Raw genomic sequence first — 17,261 nt, forward strand, 5'->3', positions numbered from 1 at the left:
GAATGTATTTGATGCTCCCCCGAGGACAGTGCTGGGCAATGCCCTGCCGACAACTTCGGCCATCAAAGGCGTAAAAGTGTCTAAACGAACACCTGTTTCCGTCCCCGATCAGATGCTGGCCATCTTATGGCGCCACGCCTGACTATGATGGATCTGGGTCCAATGTCACTAGGTCTTCGCAGTCGGTAAGAACGAGAGTCTGGTGCGGTCGGGGGGACTCGAACCCCCACGAGTGTTACCTCACAGCGACCTCAACGCTGCGCGTCTACCAATTCCGCCACGACCGCCCGTGAAACGTTGGTCCATTTAGACGAGGGTTCCACATATGTGAAGCGCAAAAAAGGGACCGGTCCTGCGACCAGCCTCATTCTTTTCGGACGCGCCGGATCACTCCAGATTGAAGACCGGCAGAACCTGAGCTTGACCTGTAGGCTGACCCGCCGCGGCATTGCCGTTCAGCATGACCGACGCTTTGCGGATCAGCGCGCCGCGCTCTGGCATGCCGGGCAGAACAGCCGGTGTTGCACCACTATCCAGGGCGTTGAGGCCCATGTCATACCATTGAGCCGCCAGATCCACACGTTCGGTCGCGCCAAAACCCTGTGCAAGGTGATGCCCCAGGAATTCGCCATAAACCGGTTCACCCAGTGCTGTCAGCAACAGGGCGGATCCGATCGCCACATCCATATTGTCTGTGCGATAGCCGACCGACAGGCAGATCTGCGCCGTGCCCGACATTTGCGCGGGCGACATTCCAGCCTCCAGAACAAAGCTGGACACGTCGGAAATCACTTCGCTGGCGGGTTTCAGCGACAAGGCGGCCACGAAGGGCTTGAGCGTGGGACCGAATGCATCGCACTGCGCCTCGATCTGCTGAGGGGTGAAGCCCTTGATGCCGCTCGCCAGCTCTTCGCCCTTGGTGATTGCAAAGGTCCGTGCCAGACAGAACTGCTCGTTCAGCGCAAAGTTGGCATCGGTCAGGTTGGCCGCCGTGGTGAAACCCCCATTTGTATTGGTGATTAGGCTGACCTTGTTGCAGTGGGAGGCCAATGAGGCGACCGTCGCGGTCCCCAGGAAGTTTGGAACGGCGGGGGTCGCAGCCTCGACCGGGGCACTTTCGGCCTCCGGCGTTGGTGTGGCCACTTGGGTTGGTGCCACGGTCGTGGGCAGCACGGTCGGGTTCACAACCACCGTCGTGGTGGGGGCTGGGATCGGCGTTACACCAGGGGCTACCGCCAGCGTACCGGCCATTTCGGCGCGATAGGTTTTCAGCAGGCCCCGTACACCTTCGGGATTTTGTGCGATCAACTGGGTCGTCGCATAACCGCCCGCCTGGGCTCTGTTCCAGGAGGTCAGAAGCAGGTTCTGTTCAAATGGGCTTAGCTGACCGGTTACGGGATAGCCGAGATAAGCCTGATACTGCGAAATTGCATTACGTGATTTGCGGCCCAACTGGCCATCGACTGAACCTGCATTGAAGCCAAAATAGTTCAGTGACGACTGGATCTGACGCCCTTCCTGGGTGGACGGGATGGTAGATCGACGCGGGGTCGCTGCGCGACGGCGGCTGCTGGATGACCGGCGCACGGTCGAGGCCCTGCGCTGTTTGTTCTTGTTCGCGGCGTGGTTCGCAACGGCGCCAACGATGGCACCCGCGATGAAGTCACCGGCGTCAGCCTCGGCTTCATCCACGGCGCCAGTAATGGCGACAGTGGCTGAAAGGGCGACAATGCTAAGGCGGAATGGCAATTTTGAGGATAGGGTGCGAGTCATGAAACATCCTTCGCTGTAATTGAACACATTGATCCAGGGGATCGTTTACTCTTGAGAAGATGGCTAGTTTTTCATAATCACTTGACTTGGAGTCAAGAAAGAAAGGTCCCCGTTAGGTGATCGAATGGGTTCAATCGGATCGGCCCATACCGTACCCGGAGGCCGTTGCGGCAATGGACGCGCGGGCGACACAGATCGCGGCTGGAACATCGGCTGAGGCCGTGTGGTTGCTGGAGCATCCGCCGATCTACACTGCCGGAACGTCGGCAAAGGCCGAAGATTTGACGGATCCCAACCGCTTTCCCGTTTTCATGACAAACCGAGGTGGACAATTCACCTATCACGGCCCTGGCCAGCGTGTGGCCTACGTGATGCTTGATTTGTCTCGCCGTGGCAAAGACATACGCGCCTTTGTTCAAGCTTTGGAGGCATGGGTGATCCAAACGCTTGGCACATTCAACGTGGTGGGCGAGGTGAGGCCAAGCCGCGTTGGGGTCTGGGTGCCGCGTCCGGAATTGGCCCCGTTGTCCGATGGGACCCCGCGCGAAGACAAGATCGCCGCGATTGGTATTCGCCTGCGCAGATGGGTCAGCTTCCACGGCATCTCGATCAATGTGGAGCCGGATTTGAGCCATTTTGACGGGATCGTACCGTGCGGCATAACGGGACATGGCGTGACCAGTCTGGTCGATTTGGGTCTGCCGGTGACGCTTGCGGATGTGGATGTCGCCTTGAAACAGACCTTCAACCAACAACCATTGCTGGGGGATATCAGTGGTTCCATCCAGGCATTCGGAACAAACTGAACCGGGGCCGACGGTCCTGCAGCCCCTGGTTGTGAAGCGCTGTGTGGCGACCCGCCAGCCTTACATGTCTGGCGGAGGTTAAAGCCAGGCAGCTAGTCTTGAGACCCGCCGATCATGTCGACGCGGGTCGCATGACGCCCGCCTTCGAACGTGGCAGCCAAGAAAGCCTCCACGATGTCCAGGGCCAGACCGGCCCCCACGACCCGCGCACCGATGGCCAGCATGTTGGCGTCGTTGTGCGCGCGGATCATTCGGGCCGAGAATGTGTCGGAGCAAACACCGCATCGGATGCCGACGACCTTATTTGCCGCCATCATGATGCCCTGTCCGGTGCCGCAAAGGATGATGCCCAACTGACAATCGCCTGAGGCGACGCGCAACGCCGCGGCCTGACCGTGTTTCGGATAATGCGTGCTTTCTGACGTTGTGGGTCCAATGTCGACAACATCCCAGCCCAAATTCGCAACATGATCTGCAATGACCCGCCGAAGCTCAATGGCGGCGTGGTCGCTAGAGAGGACGAGGCGTTTGATCATGGTCATGCAGGTTTTATCCCATTCCTACGGCAATCTATTGATGAACAAATAACATGGGCTGGCTGGACACGTAACCATGCCAGCGCTCGGGAAAAACATGGGTAGAAGACCTTGGGTCCCGCCCGGGAGGCGCGGGACCCAAGGAATGGTCTTTGTTAGTCTGCCAGCAGTTCAGGGACATGCAGGCGGATCATCTCATTATTATCCGCTGCGCCTAGCATGCGCCCGGTGGAGAACGGCAGATTGTTGTCATTGCCGACAATGATGTGCTCTTCCCCGTCACGGATCACGCTTTCGATGGTAACGAAAGGAAAGGTGAACTTGCCCGGCACCGGCTCCGCAATCGACGTTTCGACCCGGGACAGGCCATCTGGGTCATCAATGTCCATCAGATCGATCTGCTTGAGCCGCGCGACAAAGCCATCGTCATCGATCTGGGATGTGTCGATCAGCGTGATGCGCTTGACCTGCGCGGGCTTTTCGAAGCAATTCTCGGCTCCTTCGGTTTCGCATTGAAGGCTCGGGTCGCCTTGGCCGCCATCCCGTTCAATCACCAGGGCGCGGGTGTCATCGATGAAATTGAAATCGCCGATCGCCACCGCGCCTTCGGTCAGGGCAAACTTGAAGTTGTCGCCAGTCCACGCAGCGGTCGCTGGGTCAAAGGCCAGAACGCGCAGGAAGCCCCCCTCGGCTTCTCCGCTCGCCGCCAGGATCGGTTTTTCGAGCATGGCCCAAAGCATCGATTGATCCGGGGTTAGGGCCATGCCTTCATATCCGCCCGAACGCGGGACGACCCAATCCTCGCCTGGAACCGCGGGAATGCTTAGGGCAGGGTGGTCGGGCGAGCGTAACTCGGCACCGTCCAGCAATGTCGGGTAAACGCCAGTCACCTTACCAGCCAATGTGGCGCTGATCAGGTAGGGGCCAAATTCCTCACCGATCCACAGCGTATCGCCGACTACCTGGATGCTTTCTAGGTCGAAATCAGCGCCGGTCAGATAGCGGCTGCCCGAGGCTTCATAGGCGATCCTGAACGGGACAACAAAATCGGGGTCATGCAAATAGAAGCGGTCATGGATCGTCACGGCGCCGGTTTCAAAATCTGCTGTCAGGCGGGTGTAGCTGAGCAGCGCGTCAGAGGAATTCAGCTTGGAACCAAACCCGTTATCGATCAGGGCGATGATGCTGTCATCCGCGGCACGGTTGAACGCATAGCCCGAAATCCCCTGGAACGGCTGCCCGATGAAGGGCAAGGCCAGCCCGCTGTCGCGCATGTTCTGCATCGGTTGCATTTGGCGCTGATCGGCACCGGCGGTGAACTTGCCGCTAACCCATGCATCGCGCGGCGCATCATCAGGCGGGACCGACATGGTGTTTGCTGGGACAAAAGCGTGTCCTACCAGCGTCGAAGGGACAATTTCTTGAGCGGTGAGGGGCAAGGCGGCGCACAGGGCTGCGACGGCGGTCAGTATTAAACGCATGGTAACATTCCTTGTTGATCGGTGCTGCGATTGGCAAAATCATGGCTTTGCAACATCCATGTTACCTGTGGATAACTGTTGTCTGATCCGGCTCATTCCGGCTGCAGGCACAAAGTCAGTCGATACAGGTATGTCATGAAACGGTGACCCTGCTGTCACGCGCGGGGCCTAGCTTTGCGAGGTCAAATATCGTGGGGGACCGACATCATGACACTAAAATTTGTTTTGCTGGGCTCTGCCCTAGCCGTTGCCACCGCCATGGGCGCGCAGGCCGAAACCTGGAAGATCGCCGTAACGGATGTTGAGGGACTAGAGCGCCTGCAAGTTGAATGGGGCCCGTTCAAATCTGCTTTGGAAGAAGCCACTGGCGAGACATTCGAATTCTTCGCCGTCAACTCACGGACCGCGGCGGCAGAGGCTTTGCGCGCCGAAACAGTGGATTTTGTCGTGTCCGGCCCGGCGGAATATATCGTAATCAACACATTGACCGACGCCAAGCCGGTGATCGGTCTCGGCCGGCCTGATTATCACTGTGCCATTATCGTGCGCGCCGACAGCGGCATTAACCAGCCCATCGATTTGAAGGGCAAAAAGGTGGCCTTTGGCGATATCGGATCAACCTCGAACATGCTGTGCCCGATGCAGGTGCTGGCTGACTATGGTCTGGATCCTGTCAACGATATCGAAAAGCTTCATACCAGCCGCAACATCGCCCACGAGGCCCTGAAGGCGGGCGATGTCGATGCCCTGGGCTCAAACGCGGGCAGCTGGTTGGCAGTACGGAACAAGGAAACCGACCTGCCCTATGGCTTCTTCAAGATGATCGCGCGGTCGGGCGATCTGCCCAATGACATGATAATGGTCGGCACCCATGTCCCCGAAGAGGCGATCACCAAAGTCGTTAATGGCGTCTTGCAAAACAAGGCAACTGTCATCGCTGGCATTACGGCCCATGAAGAGAACGACAAATATGTTGGTATGGATTTGGTCGCCATCGAAGACAACGCCTATGATTATGTGCGCGCCATGTACCGCAATGCCGGATATCCACAGTTCGATCAGTTCATCGGTGACTGAGGCACTGCGGGATGACCCAATGCGCACCGGGGTCAAGACGGCCCCGGTCATTGATATTTCAGTAGATCGGCTGGCCAAATCCTATGGGGACGGGCCGCCGGTCCTTGCCGATCTGTCATTCAAGGTGCGACAAGGAGAGGCCGTTGCCTTGGTTGGGGCAAACGGTACGGGCAAGTCGACCTTGCTGCGCTGTCTGATGGGGCTGACCTTACCCAGTGCTGGCTCTCTGGCGGTGCTGGGGATCGATCCCGCCTTTGCCGGACGTCGCGAACTTCGGGCATTGCGGGCGCAGACGGGCCTGGTCTCCCAAAAGCACAATCTGGTGCCGCGGCTGTCGGTGCTGACCAACGTGATCCACGGGATACTGGGCCAGCGCGGCGGTCCGACCGTTTGGAGCCAGACCTTTGCCACCGACGCCATCCGCATGCGGGCGATGGCGGCTTTGGGCAAGGTCGGGCTGGCGGATCTTGCCGATCGGCGCGCCGACCGTCTGTCTGGCGGGCAGTCCCAGCGGGTGGCCATTGCCCGCGCGCTGATGGCGGGCCCGCGATTCCTGATCGCGGATGAACCCTGCGCCTCCCTTGATCCGTCTGCCGAGGAGGATGTGATGGATCTGTTCTTTCGCCTCGTGCGGGAGGAGGGGGTAACGGTGGTCTTCACCTCGCACAACATCTCCCACGCGCTGAAATACGGCGACCGGGTGCTGGGTCTGGCGCGCGGTCGGTTGCAGTTGGATGCCGCTGCCATTGATTTAGGTACCGCTGATCTGCGAGGCCTTTATGACTGATTTGCCAGCCCGGTTGGAGCGGCCTTCGGCACTGGCCTTTGTCGTTTATGCCTTGGCTATCGCGCTGTTGGTTTGGTCCTTTGACGGGGCAGGCTGGTCGGCGGAGAAACTATTGCGCGCCCCGCCCGCCTTGGCAGATTTCTGGAGCCGCGCCTGGCCACCATCGACCCAAAACCTTCCACGGCTGGGCTGGAAGATGGTAGAAACCCTGCAGATCGCCCTGGCCGGCGCTGCTTTAGGCGCGGTTTTAGCTGTTCCGGTCGCGATCCTTGCGGCACGCGGCCTCATCGCGGGGCGGGTCGTCAATACATTGGTTCGCACAGTCTTGGGCTTCTTGCGCGCTGTGCCAGATATCGCCTGGGCGCTGGTCTTTGTTGTTGCGGTGGGGCTTGGGCCCTTTGCTGGGATGCTCGCCATCATGGTCGACACGTTGGGGTTTTGCGGACGGTTCTTTGCAGATGATATGGAGGCCGTGGATAAAGGCCCGGCCGAGGCCTTGACGGCAACCGGCGCAGGCAAGATAGACGTGGTGGCCTGCGCGACAATCCCGGGGGCAATGCCATCCTTCATCTCGACCTCGCTTTACGCGGTGGAAAAGGCGGTGCGGTCTTCGACCATCCTTGGGCTGGTTGGCGCAGGCGGTATTGGGATCGAGTTGAAGGTCGGGTTCGACCTGTTCGATTATCCAACCGCCCTGACCGTGATCCTGATGATTGCGGTGGTCGTGATCGGGGTCGAGCAACTGGGCGTCTGGGCCCGCAACCGGATTATAGGAGAGCAGCGCTGATGCTGGATAAAGGCGAGACAGGGATTGCTGTGCGGATCGAAGGTGCGCGCGTGCTGGTTGGCCATGACGTGGTCGAGACCTCGGTCACTGTGGCGAACGGCAAGATTGCCGAGATCGGTGGCGGCGTGGCGGACCGCAGCATCGACGGGCGAGGTCTGTTTCTGGCGCCTGCCTTGGTCGACATCCACGGCGATGCGTTTGAGCGTCAGGTGATGCCCCGGCCCAAGGTATTCTTCCCGATGGATGCCGCCATTCTGGACACGGACCGGCAATTGGCGGGCAACGGGATTGCCACAGCCTACCACGCGCTGACCTTGAGCTGGGAGCCGGGTCTGCGAGCCGTCGACCGAGGTGAGGCGTTTCTGAACGGGTTGGCGGCGTTGCAAGGGCGGCTGACTGTTGAAAATCGGGTGCAGCTCAGATGGGAGACCTTCGCGTTTGAGGCCTTGGACCTGATCAAACGGGCGCTTGAGGCACCCCTGCTGCCATCGATTGCATTCAATGATCATACTTCCATGACGATGCGGGACTACGATGTGCCGGTGCAAACGCGGCTTTTTGAGCATGCGCCCGATTTTGCCATACTTGATCCCAGTGATCCGCGCTTTGCCCGCAAGACCAACAATTACCAACGGGCTGGGATGTCGCCCGAGGATTATGGGACACGCTTGTTGGAGATTTGGGAACGGCGGCCGGATGTGCCCGGCGTGATGGCCGATGTCGCAGCGCGCGGACGGGTCAAGGGTGCACCGATGCTGAGCCACGATGACACGCAGGTTGAGACGCGGGACTTTTACAGAGGTCTTGGCGCGTGCATCTCGGAATTTCCGATGCAGACTCATGTGGCGCAGTCAGCGCGCGACAATGGGGACCACATCATTTTTGGAGCCCCCAATGTGGTGCGGGGTGGCAGCCATATCGGGTCGCCATCGGCCGCTGATATGGTGGAGGCAGGATTATGCGATGCGCTGGCCTCTGACTACTTCTACCCCGCCATGCTTGCCGCTGTGGCCCGCCTGAATGTGGAGAAGCGCGCACCTTTGCCCCGGTTATGGTCGCTGGTCTCGCGCGGCCCAGCGGTGGCATCGGGTCTGACCGACCGGGGCGAGATCGCGCCGGGCAAACGCGCCGATCTGGTGCTGGTGGACTGGCCAACAGATGGCACACCCGCGATCCGCATGACGATGAGCGCGGGCTGCATCGCATACGGGACCGGGTTTTGACCGTCATACGATTTGACACCTGTAATCACCCCAGAACTTCACCCCCACCCTCGATCCCTCCCCCTCGCGGGAGAGGGAGGCGCCAGTGGATAACTTTGTTAGTAAACACCATCGGTGTGAACGGTTTTTGCGCCAATCATGTTTGCAGGCATTTCCGCCTTTCCCAAACGGAGTTATGCTGGTGCTCTTTGAGGGTAGGCCAAGATTGGTATAGCGGTTGCGTATGGCGGTACGGACATGGAGTTCAGCGAGTTGTCGGTCGAAATCCTGAGCGATAACGCCTGGTCTGAGTCGTTTGAGGCAGTTCACCCCCTGCCAGACAGTGCATTGCGCAGCAATCCACCTTGAGGATATCAGCAAGTGCCGTGGTCCCGTTCCGCTGTGGTAAAAGATGGAGACCTTTGACGTCTTCTGACGGCGGCACAGCGTGCTGAAGTCTGGTAGGCTCTGATCAAGGCTCGCCAGGCGCGACGGCCTCTCAACAAATCCTGTCGCGTGGCGGAGGTGCTTACCAAACCGAACAGCACGTTCATCGCCAAGCAAACCTGGATGGTCGCTCGTTGGTGCTTTGGCCCGTTTTTTGTTTTGTGATCCGCGAATTATTGCGAGATGTCTTTTTTCACTCAGTAGTTTCATGGGTGATCGCAGGGCGTTTCTCACAAACCTGGATTTGACCTTCTGCCCCAAGTTTTATTGGCGCTGGCCGGATGAGTTGAAGACCCGGGTTGTGATGGGGGCTTTGGAAAACGGTGTGTGCGTTCGGGACGTTGCCAAGCGATATGATCTGCGTCCCAACCATTTGGCGGACCGGCGATGTTTGGCGCGGGACGGCAAGTTGGTATTGCCTGCGCAACCAATCGGTGTGGCACCCATGTTTGTACAGATGATCGTGGATCGTAAGCGCCGCATTATCGCCCTCGTATACGTTTGAAGTTTGTCATCTGAGAAGAGTTTGTCCGGAAAAGGAGGTTTCTGATGGATGATACTGGACAAAATTACGTAACTTCTCACTGTGTCGGCGCAGGATAGGCTGGGCGTATCGATGTTGTGACTGGGCCGAGTTGTCGGCGACGTTGGCCGGAAGATGTGAAGGCTCAGATTGTTTTGGAAAGCTACCGGGACGGCACATCGGTTGCATGAGTTGCGCGCAAGCACGGTGTCTCGGCGCCTCAGCTTCATTCTTGGCGTCGGGCGGCGCGGGACGGCGTTCTTGCGATGCCGGATGACGACATGCTGGGCTTGGTGCCGGTCGTTGTTGAGGCGCGTGGAGGGGATAGCGGGCGTATGCCGCCTGACGCGCCCGATGCGATCGTTTTGGAGGTTAATGGCGTTCGGGTATCGGTGCTGCCAGGTTTCGATCGTGATCATCTTGGCCATGTCATTGCAGCGCTCAAGGCGTCGTCGTGATCCTGTCAGGCGGCAAGTATCACGTTTATCTGGCGATGCGGCCGGTGGATTTTTGTAAGGGGCATACGGGTCTGTCGCTCGTGATCCAAACGGTGCTGGGGCGTGATCCATACAGCGACGCGGTGTTTGTCTTCCACTCGAAACAGGGTGATCGGATCAAGATTTTAGTCTGGGATCAGACAGGCTTGGTATTGGTCTACAAGCACCTTGAGGGCGGCCAATTCCAATGGCCCCAGCCAGCGGATGGAACGATCAAACTAACCCCGGCCCAATTCTCGTCCTTGTTCGAGGGGCTGGATTGGAAGGCCGTTCGGGCCGAATGCCGGCGGCAACCAAAGCTGGCCGGATAGCCTGCGGCAGCGTGACTCACAGCGGTGATTTTCGCAGCGTGGACGGGCATGGTGATGTATGATTGGGCATGTTCGCCACCGGCCCCATCGATCCCAAATATGTCGCCGAGTGGGAGCGGCGTCTCGCTGCCACCGAGGACATCGAGCTTGCCGAGGGGTAGTTGGCTGCGGCGGGTGAGGCTGCGGACAAGGCACTTGGCAAAACGTCAAAACGCAAGGCACCGAGCAAGCGTAACAAAGGCAATTTGCCGGACCATCTTGAACGTGTTGAAGAGCTGATCGACCCCGAGAGCACAGCCTGTTCATGTGGCTGTGGTGAGATGGTTAAGGTCGGGGAAGACCGCACCCAACGCCTCGATGTCGTGCCAGCTAAGTTCCGCGTGCTTGTGACTGTGCGCCCCAAGTACATGTGCCGCACATGTGATGGGAAATCCCACGCGCAGGCACCGGCACCGGAATTTCTTGTCCCGCGCGGTCTGGGCACCAACCGGTTCGCCGTTCACTCTGTGGTCGCCAAGCTCTGTGATCATCTTCCGTTTTACAGACAGGCCGAGATCTGACGCCGGGACGGCATTGAGATCGACCGCACCATGCTGGCCAATTGGGCCGGGCGCATCGCGTTCCACTTGGCCCCGATCATCGATGCCATGATTGGCGAGTTGAAAGCCAGCGACCGTCTCTTCGCAGATGAAACAACCGTGCCCGTCCTGGCTCCGCGCACCGGCAAGACGCGGAAGGATTGTCTCTCGGCGGCGGTCCGCGACCAGCGCGGGTGGCGCTGCGATGATCCTTCCGGAATGGCGTTTACCTATGTCCCCGGCAGATCTGGTCAGCATGCGGACAAAATTTTGGAAGGCTTCTGCGGCGCCCTGTATGTCGATGGCTCTGCGGACTACAACCGCTTGCTCAAACGTCCGGCCGAGGATGTCAGAGGAACCTCTTGCTGGACCCATATCTGCTGCAAACTGTACGAAATTTCTCAATCCGGCGACGCCTTGATTGCTCAGGGGGGCGTAAATCGAGGCGCTCTATCGCATGGAAACGGAGTTGCGCGGTCAGACAGCCAACCAACATCATGCTGCGCGGCAGGGACGCCCAGAACCCATCTTAGATGCCTCTGAACACGAGCTCGCCCACAGCCGCGCTCGCGTCTCCGACCGGAGAGGCCCTGAAATATATCCCCAAATAGCGGGGGGATGACCCTGCCCTGGAAACACATCAAACCCGTATGACCCGCGCGCCGGTTTCCGGGTTGAAGAACGACACCGAGGTTTGGGCGAAGCCGATGTGAGCGCTGTCGGCGGGCAGAGGCTTTTCGGCATCCGCGTTGACGGTCAACTGGATGCCACCGACATGGCCGTGGATCAGGCGGTTGGCGCCCAACTCCTCTACCGTGTCGATATCGAACGGGAGGCCCGCGCCATCCGCCGTGATCTCGATCTTCTCAGGGCGCAAGCCCAGGGTGATTGGGCCAGTGGTTTCGGCGTCATAGGGCATCTGTGCGTTGCCGATATGGAGCATGCCAGTATCGACCTTGGCAGGGATCAGGTTCATGGGTGGGGAACCGATGAAGCTGGCGACGAAGGTTGTCAGCGGATGGGCATAGATCTCGGACGGGCTGCCGACCTGTTCAATGTTACCGTTGTTGAGCACCACGATCTTGTCGGCGAGGGTCATCGCCTCGACCTGGTCATGGGTCACGTAGATGGCGGCGGTTTGCAGGCGGCGTTGCAGGCGCTTGATCTCCAGCCGCATCTGGTTGCGCAACTTGGCATCGAGGTTCGACAGCGGTTCGTCAAACAAGAAGATCGCGGGGTCACGGACGATGGCGCGGCCCATGGCGACGCGCTGGCGTTGGCCACCTGAAAGCTGGCTTGGCTTGCGGTCCAGGAACTCGGTGATCTGCAGGAAGGCCGCGGCCTCGTCCACCTTGGCCGCGATCTGCTCCTTGGGGGTGCCGCGGTTTTTTAGCCCATAGGCAAGGTTGCCGCGCACGGTCATGTGGGGGTAAAGCGCGTAGTTCTGAAACACCATGGCGATGTTGCGGTCTGCGGGTTCGGTGTCGTTCACGACCTTGCCCGCCAGTTCGATCTCCCCCTCTGTCACTGTCTCCAGCCCCGCTACCATGCGCAGCAATGTGGACTTGCCGCAGCCCGAGGGGCCGACAAAGACGACCAACTCGCCATCCTCAATATCGACGCTGACGCCTTTGACGGCCAGCGCTCCGTTCGGGTAGCGCTTGACGACATTCTTGATGCGAAGGGTGGTCATTTTTCGGTCTCCACGAGGCCTTTGATAAACATGCGTTGAAAGATGATGATCACCAGGGCGGGGGGCAGCATGGCCAAAACAGCCATGGCGAGCGCCTCGTTGTAATCGGGGATATTGGCGCCGACATAGACGTTCATCACCTGTCTGATGCCGCGCACGAGGGTGTATAGAGTCTCATCCGTGGTCATCAGTGTTGGCCATAGATATTGGTTCCAACCGACAACGAACATGATAATGAAAATCGCGGCCATCATGGTTTTCGACAACGGCACCAAGATGTCGATGAAAAACCGCACCGGGCCTGCACCATCGATCCGCGCGGCCTCGATCAACTCATCAGGGATGGAGCGAAAGAACTGCCGAAAGAAGAATGTTCCTGTGGCCGACGCGATCAGCGGCAGGATCAGTCCGGTATAGGTGTTGAGCATGCCCAGGCCCTGAACCACCTCGTACGAGGGCAGGATACGCACCTCCAGCGGCATCAGAAGGGTGGCGAAGATCACCCAAAAGAAGAACGACGCGAGCGGAAACCGGAAATAGACGATCGCATAGGCGGCTAGCATCGACACGACAATCTTGCCTACTGCAAAGCCCAGCCCCAGGATCAGCGAATTTTGCGTCATCAGAATGCCCGTAATGTTCTCGGAAAAGCCGCCCTTCTTGGTCAGCACGTTCCAATAGGTCTCCGCCGCATGGCCGCCCCAGCCCAGTTGCATCCCCTCCCGGTGGATGGTTTCGGGTAAAAAAGACGATGTGGTGATCGCAACCACCAGCGGGCCCATCATCAGGAACACACCAAACAGCAGCACGATATGATCGTATAGGCGGGGACGTTGCATGGGACCTCAGGAGTAATGAACGCGGCGTTCAATCAGCCGGAACTGTAAAATGGTGAGGGCGAGGACCAGGATCATCAGGATCACCGACTGTGCAGCAGACCCCCCAACGTCCAGACCGCGGAATCCGTCTTGATAGACCTTGTAGACCAGCGTCACCGGGTTGTTGCCCGGCTCACCCTTTACCATCAGGTCGACGACGCCGAAGGTTTCAAAGAATGCATAGGTGATATTCAGGATCAAAAGGAAGAAACTGGTTGGAGCCAGCAGCGGAAAAACGATGGTCCAGAAGCGGCGGAACGGGCGGCGACAATCAATGGCGGCGGCCTCGCGCACTGCCCGGGGGATCGATTGCAGGCCCGACAGAAAGAAAATGAAGTTGTAGGGGATCTGTTTCCATGTGGCGACGACGGTCATGGCAAAGGCGGTGTCGAAATAGCTGACGCCGACCTGCATCCTCCATCCCAGTAGGGCAAAAAAATCGACGATCGGGCCAATATGTTGGTCAAAAAGCATGATCCCAATAAGCCCGGCCACAGGCGGTGCGATGGCATAGACCCACATCAGGATCGTCTTGTAACTGGCCTGGCCGCGCAAAACCTGATCAGCCGAAACCGCGAAAAGCAGGCCAAACCCCAGCGACAGAAACGAAACGAACAGCGTGAACCAGAACGTGAAATTGGCCGTGCGCAGATAGTCGGACTTGCCGACTGCATCAGTATAGTTGTCGATCCCGACGAAGGTGGATTTGCCAAAGAACGGATCCTGGATGAAGAATGAGGATCTGATCGCCTCGAATGCCGGCCAGATGAAGAAAATGGCGATGATGATCATCTGCGGGGCAAGCAGCAGATAGGGCAGGGTTGGCTGTGTGAATACGGATTTTTTCATGGGACCTGTGGCCAAGCGCTGCGGGCAAGGACGCTCCTGGCCGAAAGGCGGAGGGGTGCGTGCGATGGGTAGGGTGGGTTTTTGACCCACTCTACCGGTATCAGATCGACGAGGAGGGTAGATGCCCACCCGCGCCGGTATCAGCCAGAGGTTTTGCCGAAGCGTTCCAGCAACTGGTTGGCCTCTTCCTCGATGATGCTGAACGCATCCTCGACAGAGGCCTCGCCGGACATGATGCGCCCATATTCGCGGTTCATCACGTCGCGGATCTGAACGTAAAAGCCCATGCGATAGCCCTTGGTCCACTCACCGCTGGGCAGGGTCAGCTGCTGGATGCCAACCTCAGCCTGGGGTGTGGTTTCATAGTAACCGTCGGCTTTTGCCATCTCATAAGCGGCTTCGGTGATCGGCACATAGCCGGTTTCCTGGTGCCAGAAATACTGCACCTCGGCCGATGTCAGGAAGCGGAAGAACTCGGCTGCGGCCTTGTTCTCATCATCCGCATGGCCGGACATGGCCCACAGGGCTGCCCCGCCGATGAAGGTTTGCTTGGGCTCGGTCGTCACGGCTTCCCAATAGGGCAGGAACGTGGCCGAGAACTCAAAGTCAGCCGCCTGCTTGAGACCACCGAACGAGCCGGAAGAGCCCATCCACATGGCGACCTCCTGGTTTTCGAACGGGGTCTGGTTATCAGACCACCCGGTACCGTAGTAGCCGAACAGCCCAGCATCAACCCAGTCCTTCACGGCGGTGAAGTGCGCCTTGATGGCGTCGTTGTTCACCAAAATCTTCGGGGCAGCACTACTGTAGCCGTTATTGTCGGTGGCGAACTGGATATTGTGGCGTGAGAAGAAGTTCTCGGTAAAGATCCACGGCAGATGCGATTGCGCCGCGGGGATGTAACCGGCCTCTTTCAGGGCAGGTGCCGTGGTGCTGGCAAACTCTTCCCAGGTCTTGGGCGGGGTTACACCGGCTTTTTCAAGTGCTTCGACGTTATAGTACAGAATCGGGGTCGAGCTGTTGAACGGCATACCGACCATCTTGCCCGCCTCGTCGGCGTAGAAGTACCGCACGCCCGAGATGTAGTCTTCGATGTCGAAATCCACGCCATTGGCGGTCATCAGATCCTCAACGGGGATCACAGCGCCAGGCGCGCCCATCAGCGTGGCGGCACCTGCCTCGAACACCTGAACGATGTTTGGATGCTCACCTGCGCGAAATGCAGCAATGGTGGCGGTCAGGGTTTCTTCGTATGTGCCCTTATAGACCGGCAGGATTTCATATTCATCCTGGCTTTCATTGAATTTGACGGCAAGCTCGTTGACGGTCTCGCCCAAGGCACCGCCCATGGCATGCCACCAATCGATTTTTATGGGTTCGGCTGTTGCCGAAAATGTGGCGGTGGCAAAAGCACCTGCCAGCAGGACAGTCGTTTTCATGTCGGGAACCCCCAGATATTTTGACTAGGCCCCTAAACGCGGGAAATGTGTCAGTTACGCTACGGTTTTGTAACGTTTGCCTGATGGTTCATGGCGAGGGCTGTGGTGGTAGGTGAAATTCTTTTTCAATTCATACGGCAACGTGCGCAAATACATGCCTGATTAACGAATGCTCATCTGCCAATCGTCTGGCGCTTTGCCTGATTTTCGAACCGCTCAAACCGCGATCTGGTGCATTACCGGCTCGCCGTATTTGCACCGGGTCAGGAAGATGATGGCAGGGTTCGGGATCTGACTTTCTGCAATGGTCTGTGCGAGGTCACAGGCCGCACAGGTCGTGATGCTCTCACCGGGGTGGCCCGCTTGGCTGACAATCAAGACCTCGGTTTCATCCAGCAGATCGGCATGGCGCAGATCCTGTTCCAACTGGGGAGCGGCGTTGATGCCCATGTAGACCGCCACCCGCGTACCGCGGGCCAGATGATCTATCCAGTCCGGCGTGGTATTGTCCCGCGTCGTGCCCGTGGTCAGCACGACGGTATCCGTCTTGCCCCTTTCGGTCAGAAACGTTCCCGCCGTGGCGGCCGCGGCGCTTGCTGCGGTGACGCCAGGTACGATTTCGTAACTCAGGCCCGCCAGTTTCAACGCGGCAATCTCTTCTGCCCCGCGGGAAAACACGCCCGGATCGCCGCATTTCAGCCGGACAACCCGCTTGCCCTGTTTGGCCGCAGCCACCAACACGCCATTGATCCGATCCTGGGGCCAGTTATGGCAACCGGGTTCCTTTCCGACACAGACACGTTCCGCATCGCGGCGGGCAAGCTCCAGAACGTCCGGATCCACCAGACGGTCGTAAAAGACAACATCCGCTTCTTGCAGGCGCTGTACCGCGCGAAGGGTAATCAGATCGCGACTGCCCGGACCGGCACCGACCAAGGCCACCGATGCCGGTGCTGCGGCAGTGAAATCGCCGGTCTCGATCGCGTCCTTGATCCGGCGCGCGGCGGCGCGTTCGGCGCCTCTGGCATGATCTGCGCGAGGCTCGCCACCAAACACCCACCGCCACAAATCGCGCCGCGCCTTGGGGCCCAAACGCATAGCGGCTCGGTCGCGCAGGCGCCCCGCCAATGCAGCTAAATCGCCCAACCGTGGTTCTAAGTTCTGTTCCAACTGCGTCTTGATCTGACGGGCCAGGACAGGGGCGGTGCCTTCCGTCCCGATGGCGACCACAACCGGATCCCGGTCGACAATCGATGGTGTCAACGCGTCACATAGCTCGGGCTGATCGACCACATTGGTGACAGCCCCCGCCGTCTTGGCCAGGTCATGCAGGGCTGCATCGATCCCCGGACACCCAGTGGCGACAAAAACCAAAGCCGTGTCACCAAAGATCGCTGGGGTGATACGATCTATACTCCAACTGATCCGCCCCTCGTCGACCAAGCTGCGCAACTCATCCTCCAGCGCAGGCGCAAGAATGGTTATTTTGGCCTCGGTCTTGAGTATCAGTCGACACTTTTGCGCCGCCTGCTCGCCGCCACCGGCAATCACGACACGGCGCCCGGCCATCTTGAGGAACATTGGAAAGGTTTTCATA

General features: G+C 58.9%; 19 protein-coding genes and 1 tRNA gene. 10 read left to right on the plus strand and 10 right to left on the minus strand.

Going from position 1 to position 17,261, the window contains the following annotated elements:
- Positions 1–200: 200 nt before the first annotated feature.
- A tRNA-Leu gene (locus IU397_RS14840) sits at positions 201–287 on the minus strand.
- A 100-nt stretch (positions 288–387) separates the two neighbouring features.
- A complete protein-coding gene (locus IU397_RS14845) occupies positions 388–1,773 on the minus strand; it encodes a peptidoglycan-binding domain-containing protein (RefSeq protein WP_204415189.1) in 1,386 nt (461 codons plus the stop codon).
- 116 nt (positions 1,774–1,889) lie between these two features.
- On the opposite strand from IU397_RS14845, the gene lipB reads away from it, so the two are divergent.
- Positions 1,890–2,579 (plus strand): lipoyl(octanoyl) transferase LipB, encoded by a 690-nt coding sequence (gene lipB / locus IU397_RS14850; protein ID WP_204415191.1) that lies wholly within the window; start codon positions 1,890–1,892, stop codon positions 2,577–2,579.
- 92 nt (positions 2,580–2,671) lie between these two features.
- Here the strand turns inward: lipB and rpiB are convergent, their stop codons facing one another.
- Together rpiB and IU397_RS14860 are read right to left on the minus strand one after the other, a co-directional pair.
- Positions 2,672–3,121 (minus strand): ribose 5-phosphate isomerase B, encoded by a 450-nt coding sequence (rpiB, locus tag IU397_RS14855; RefSeq protein ID WP_204415193.1) that lies wholly within the window; start codon positions 3,119–3,121, stop codon positions 2,672–2,674.
- Between the two features lie 149 nt (positions 3,122–3,270).
- Complete coding sequence (locus IU397_RS14860) at positions 3,271–4,596, minus strand: esterase-like activity of phytase family protein (protein ID WP_204415195.1); 1,326 nt, start codon at positions 4,594–4,596, stop codon at positions 3,271–3,273.
- Between the two features lie 207 nt (positions 4,597–4,803).
- On the opposite strand from IU397_RS14860, the gene IU397_RS14865 reads away from it, so the two are divergent.
- From IU397_RS14865 to IU397_RS14880, 4 genes are read left to right on the plus strand one after another with little or no spacing between them, the layout of a single operon-like run.
- Positions 4,804–5,673 carry a PhnD/SsuA/transferrin family substrate-binding protein gene (locus IU397_RS14865; RefSeq protein ID WP_204415196.1) on the plus strand — a complete coding sequence of 290 codons (870 nt, stop codon included), beginning with the start codon at positions 4,804–4,806 and terminating at the stop codon, positions 5,671–5,673.
- 19 nt (positions 5,674–5,692) lie between these two features.
- Positions 5,693–6,460, plus strand: a complete 768-nt coding sequence (locus IU397_RS14870; protein ID WP_204415204.1) for a phosphonate ABC transporter ATP-binding protein — start codon at positions 5,693–5,695, stop codon at positions 6,458–6,460.
- Positions 6,453–7,247: a phosphonate ABC transporter, permease protein PhnE gene (phnE, locus tag IU397_RS14875; RefSeq protein ID WP_204415206.1), complete on the plus strand. Its 795-nt coding sequence runs from the start codon at positions 6,453–6,455 to the stop codon at positions 7,245–7,247. Before IU397_RS14870 ends, phnE begins: the two co-directional genes overlap by 8 nt.
- Complete coding sequence (locus IU397_RS14880; protein ID WP_204415208.1) at positions 7,247–8,470, plus strand: alpha-D-ribose 1-methylphosphonate 5-triphosphate diphosphatase; 1,224 nt, start codon at positions 7,247–7,249, stop codon at positions 8,468–8,470. The genes phnE and IU397_RS14880 overlap by 1 nt, the downstream gene beginning before the upstream one ends.
- 3 nt (positions 8,471–8,473) lie before the next feature.
- On the opposite strand, the gene IU397_RS23940 is transcribed toward IU397_RS14880, so the two are convergent.
- Positions 8,474–9,106, minus strand: a complete 633-nt coding sequence (locus IU397_RS23940) for a transposase (protein WP_204415210.1) — start codon at positions 9,104–9,106, stop codon at positions 8,474–8,476.
- Here IU397_RS23940 and IU397_RS14890 point away from each other — a divergent pair.
- The 5 genes from IU397_RS14890 to IU397_RS23350 all read left to right on the plus strand — a co-directional run bounded on the left by IU397_RS14890 (position 9,105) and on the right by IU397_RS23350 (position 11,348).
- Positions 9,105–9,401, plus strand: a complete 297-nt coding sequence (locus IU397_RS14890) for a transposase (protein WP_204415212.1) — start codon at positions 9,105–9,107, stop codon at positions 9,399–9,401. The two genes, IU397_RS23940 and IU397_RS14890, sit on opposite strands and share 2 nt — an antisense overlap.
- Positions 9,402–9,685: 284 nt before the next feature.
- Positions 9,686–9,877, plus strand: coding sequence for a hypothetical protein (locus IU397_RS23340; protein WP_239479824.1), 192 nt, complete (start codon positions 9,686–9,688; stop codon positions 9,875–9,877).
- Positions 9,874–10,227: an IS66 family insertion sequence element accessory protein TnpB gene (tnpB, locus tag IU397_RS14900; RefSeq protein ID WP_204415214.1), complete on the plus strand. Its 354-nt coding sequence runs from the start codon at positions 9,874–9,876 to the stop codon at positions 10,225–10,227. The genes IU397_RS23340 and tnpB overlap by 4 nt, the downstream gene beginning before the upstream one ends.
- A 161-nt stretch (positions 10,228–10,388) precedes the next feature.
- Positions 10,389–10,787, plus strand: coding sequence for an IS66 family transposase zinc-finger binding domain-containing protein (locus tag IU397_RS23345; protein ID WP_239479825.1), 399 nt, complete (start codon positions 10,389–10,391; stop codon positions 10,785–10,787).
- A gap of 30 nt (positions 10,788–10,817) precedes the next feature.
- Positions 10,818–11,348, plus strand: coding sequence for an IS66 family transposase (locus IU397_RS23350; RefSeq protein WP_239479826.1), 531 nt, complete (start codon positions 10,818–10,820; stop codon positions 11,346–11,348).
- Positions 11,349–11,445: 97 nt separating this feature from the next.
- Here the strand turns inward: IU397_RS23350 and ugpC are convergent, their stop codons facing one another.
- From ugpC to cysG, 5 genes are all read right to left on the minus strand, one after another.
- Complete coding sequence (ugpC, locus tag IU397_RS14910) at positions 11,446–12,498, minus strand: sn-glycerol-3-phosphate ABC transporter ATP-binding protein UgpC (RefSeq protein WP_204415216.1); 1,053 nt, start codon at positions 12,496–12,498, stop codon at positions 11,446–11,448.
- The gene (ugpE, locus tag IU397_RS14915) at positions 12,495–13,337 is read right to left on the minus strand and encodes a sn-glycerol-3-phosphate ABC transporter permease UgpE (RefSeq protein ID WP_204415218.1); all 843 of its coding nucleotides are present in this window, start codon (positions 13,335–13,337) and stop codon (positions 12,495–12,497) included. The genes ugpC and ugpE overlap by 4 nt, the downstream gene beginning before the upstream one ends.
- A 6-nt stretch (positions 13,338–13,343) precedes the next feature.
- Positions 13,344–14,225, minus strand: coding sequence for an ABC transporter permease subunit (locus IU397_RS14920; protein WP_204415220.1), 882 nt, complete (start codon positions 14,223–14,225; stop codon positions 13,344–13,346).
- Positions 14,226–14,365: 140 nt separating this feature from the next.
- The gene (locus tag IU397_RS14925; protein ID WP_204415222.1) at positions 14,366–15,664 is read right to left on the minus strand and encodes an extracellular solute-binding protein; all 1,299 of its coding nucleotides are present in this window, start codon (positions 15,662–15,664) and stop codon (positions 14,366–14,368) included.
- Positions 15,665–15,880: 216 nt separating this feature from the next.
- Positions 15,881–17,260 carry a siroheme synthase CysG gene (gene cysG, locus IU397_RS14930; RefSeq protein ID WP_204415224.1) on the minus strand — a complete coding sequence of 460 codons (1,380 nt, stop codon included), beginning with the start codon at positions 17,258–17,260 and terminating at the stop codon, positions 15,881–15,883.
- Between the last annotated feature and the right edge of the window lies 1 nt (position 17,261).

This window comes from Actibacterium sp. 188UL27-1, assembly GCF_016901225.1.
Classification (GTDB): domain Bacteria; phylum Pseudomonadota; class Alphaproteobacteria; order Rhodobacterales; family Rhodobacteraceae; genus 188UL27-1.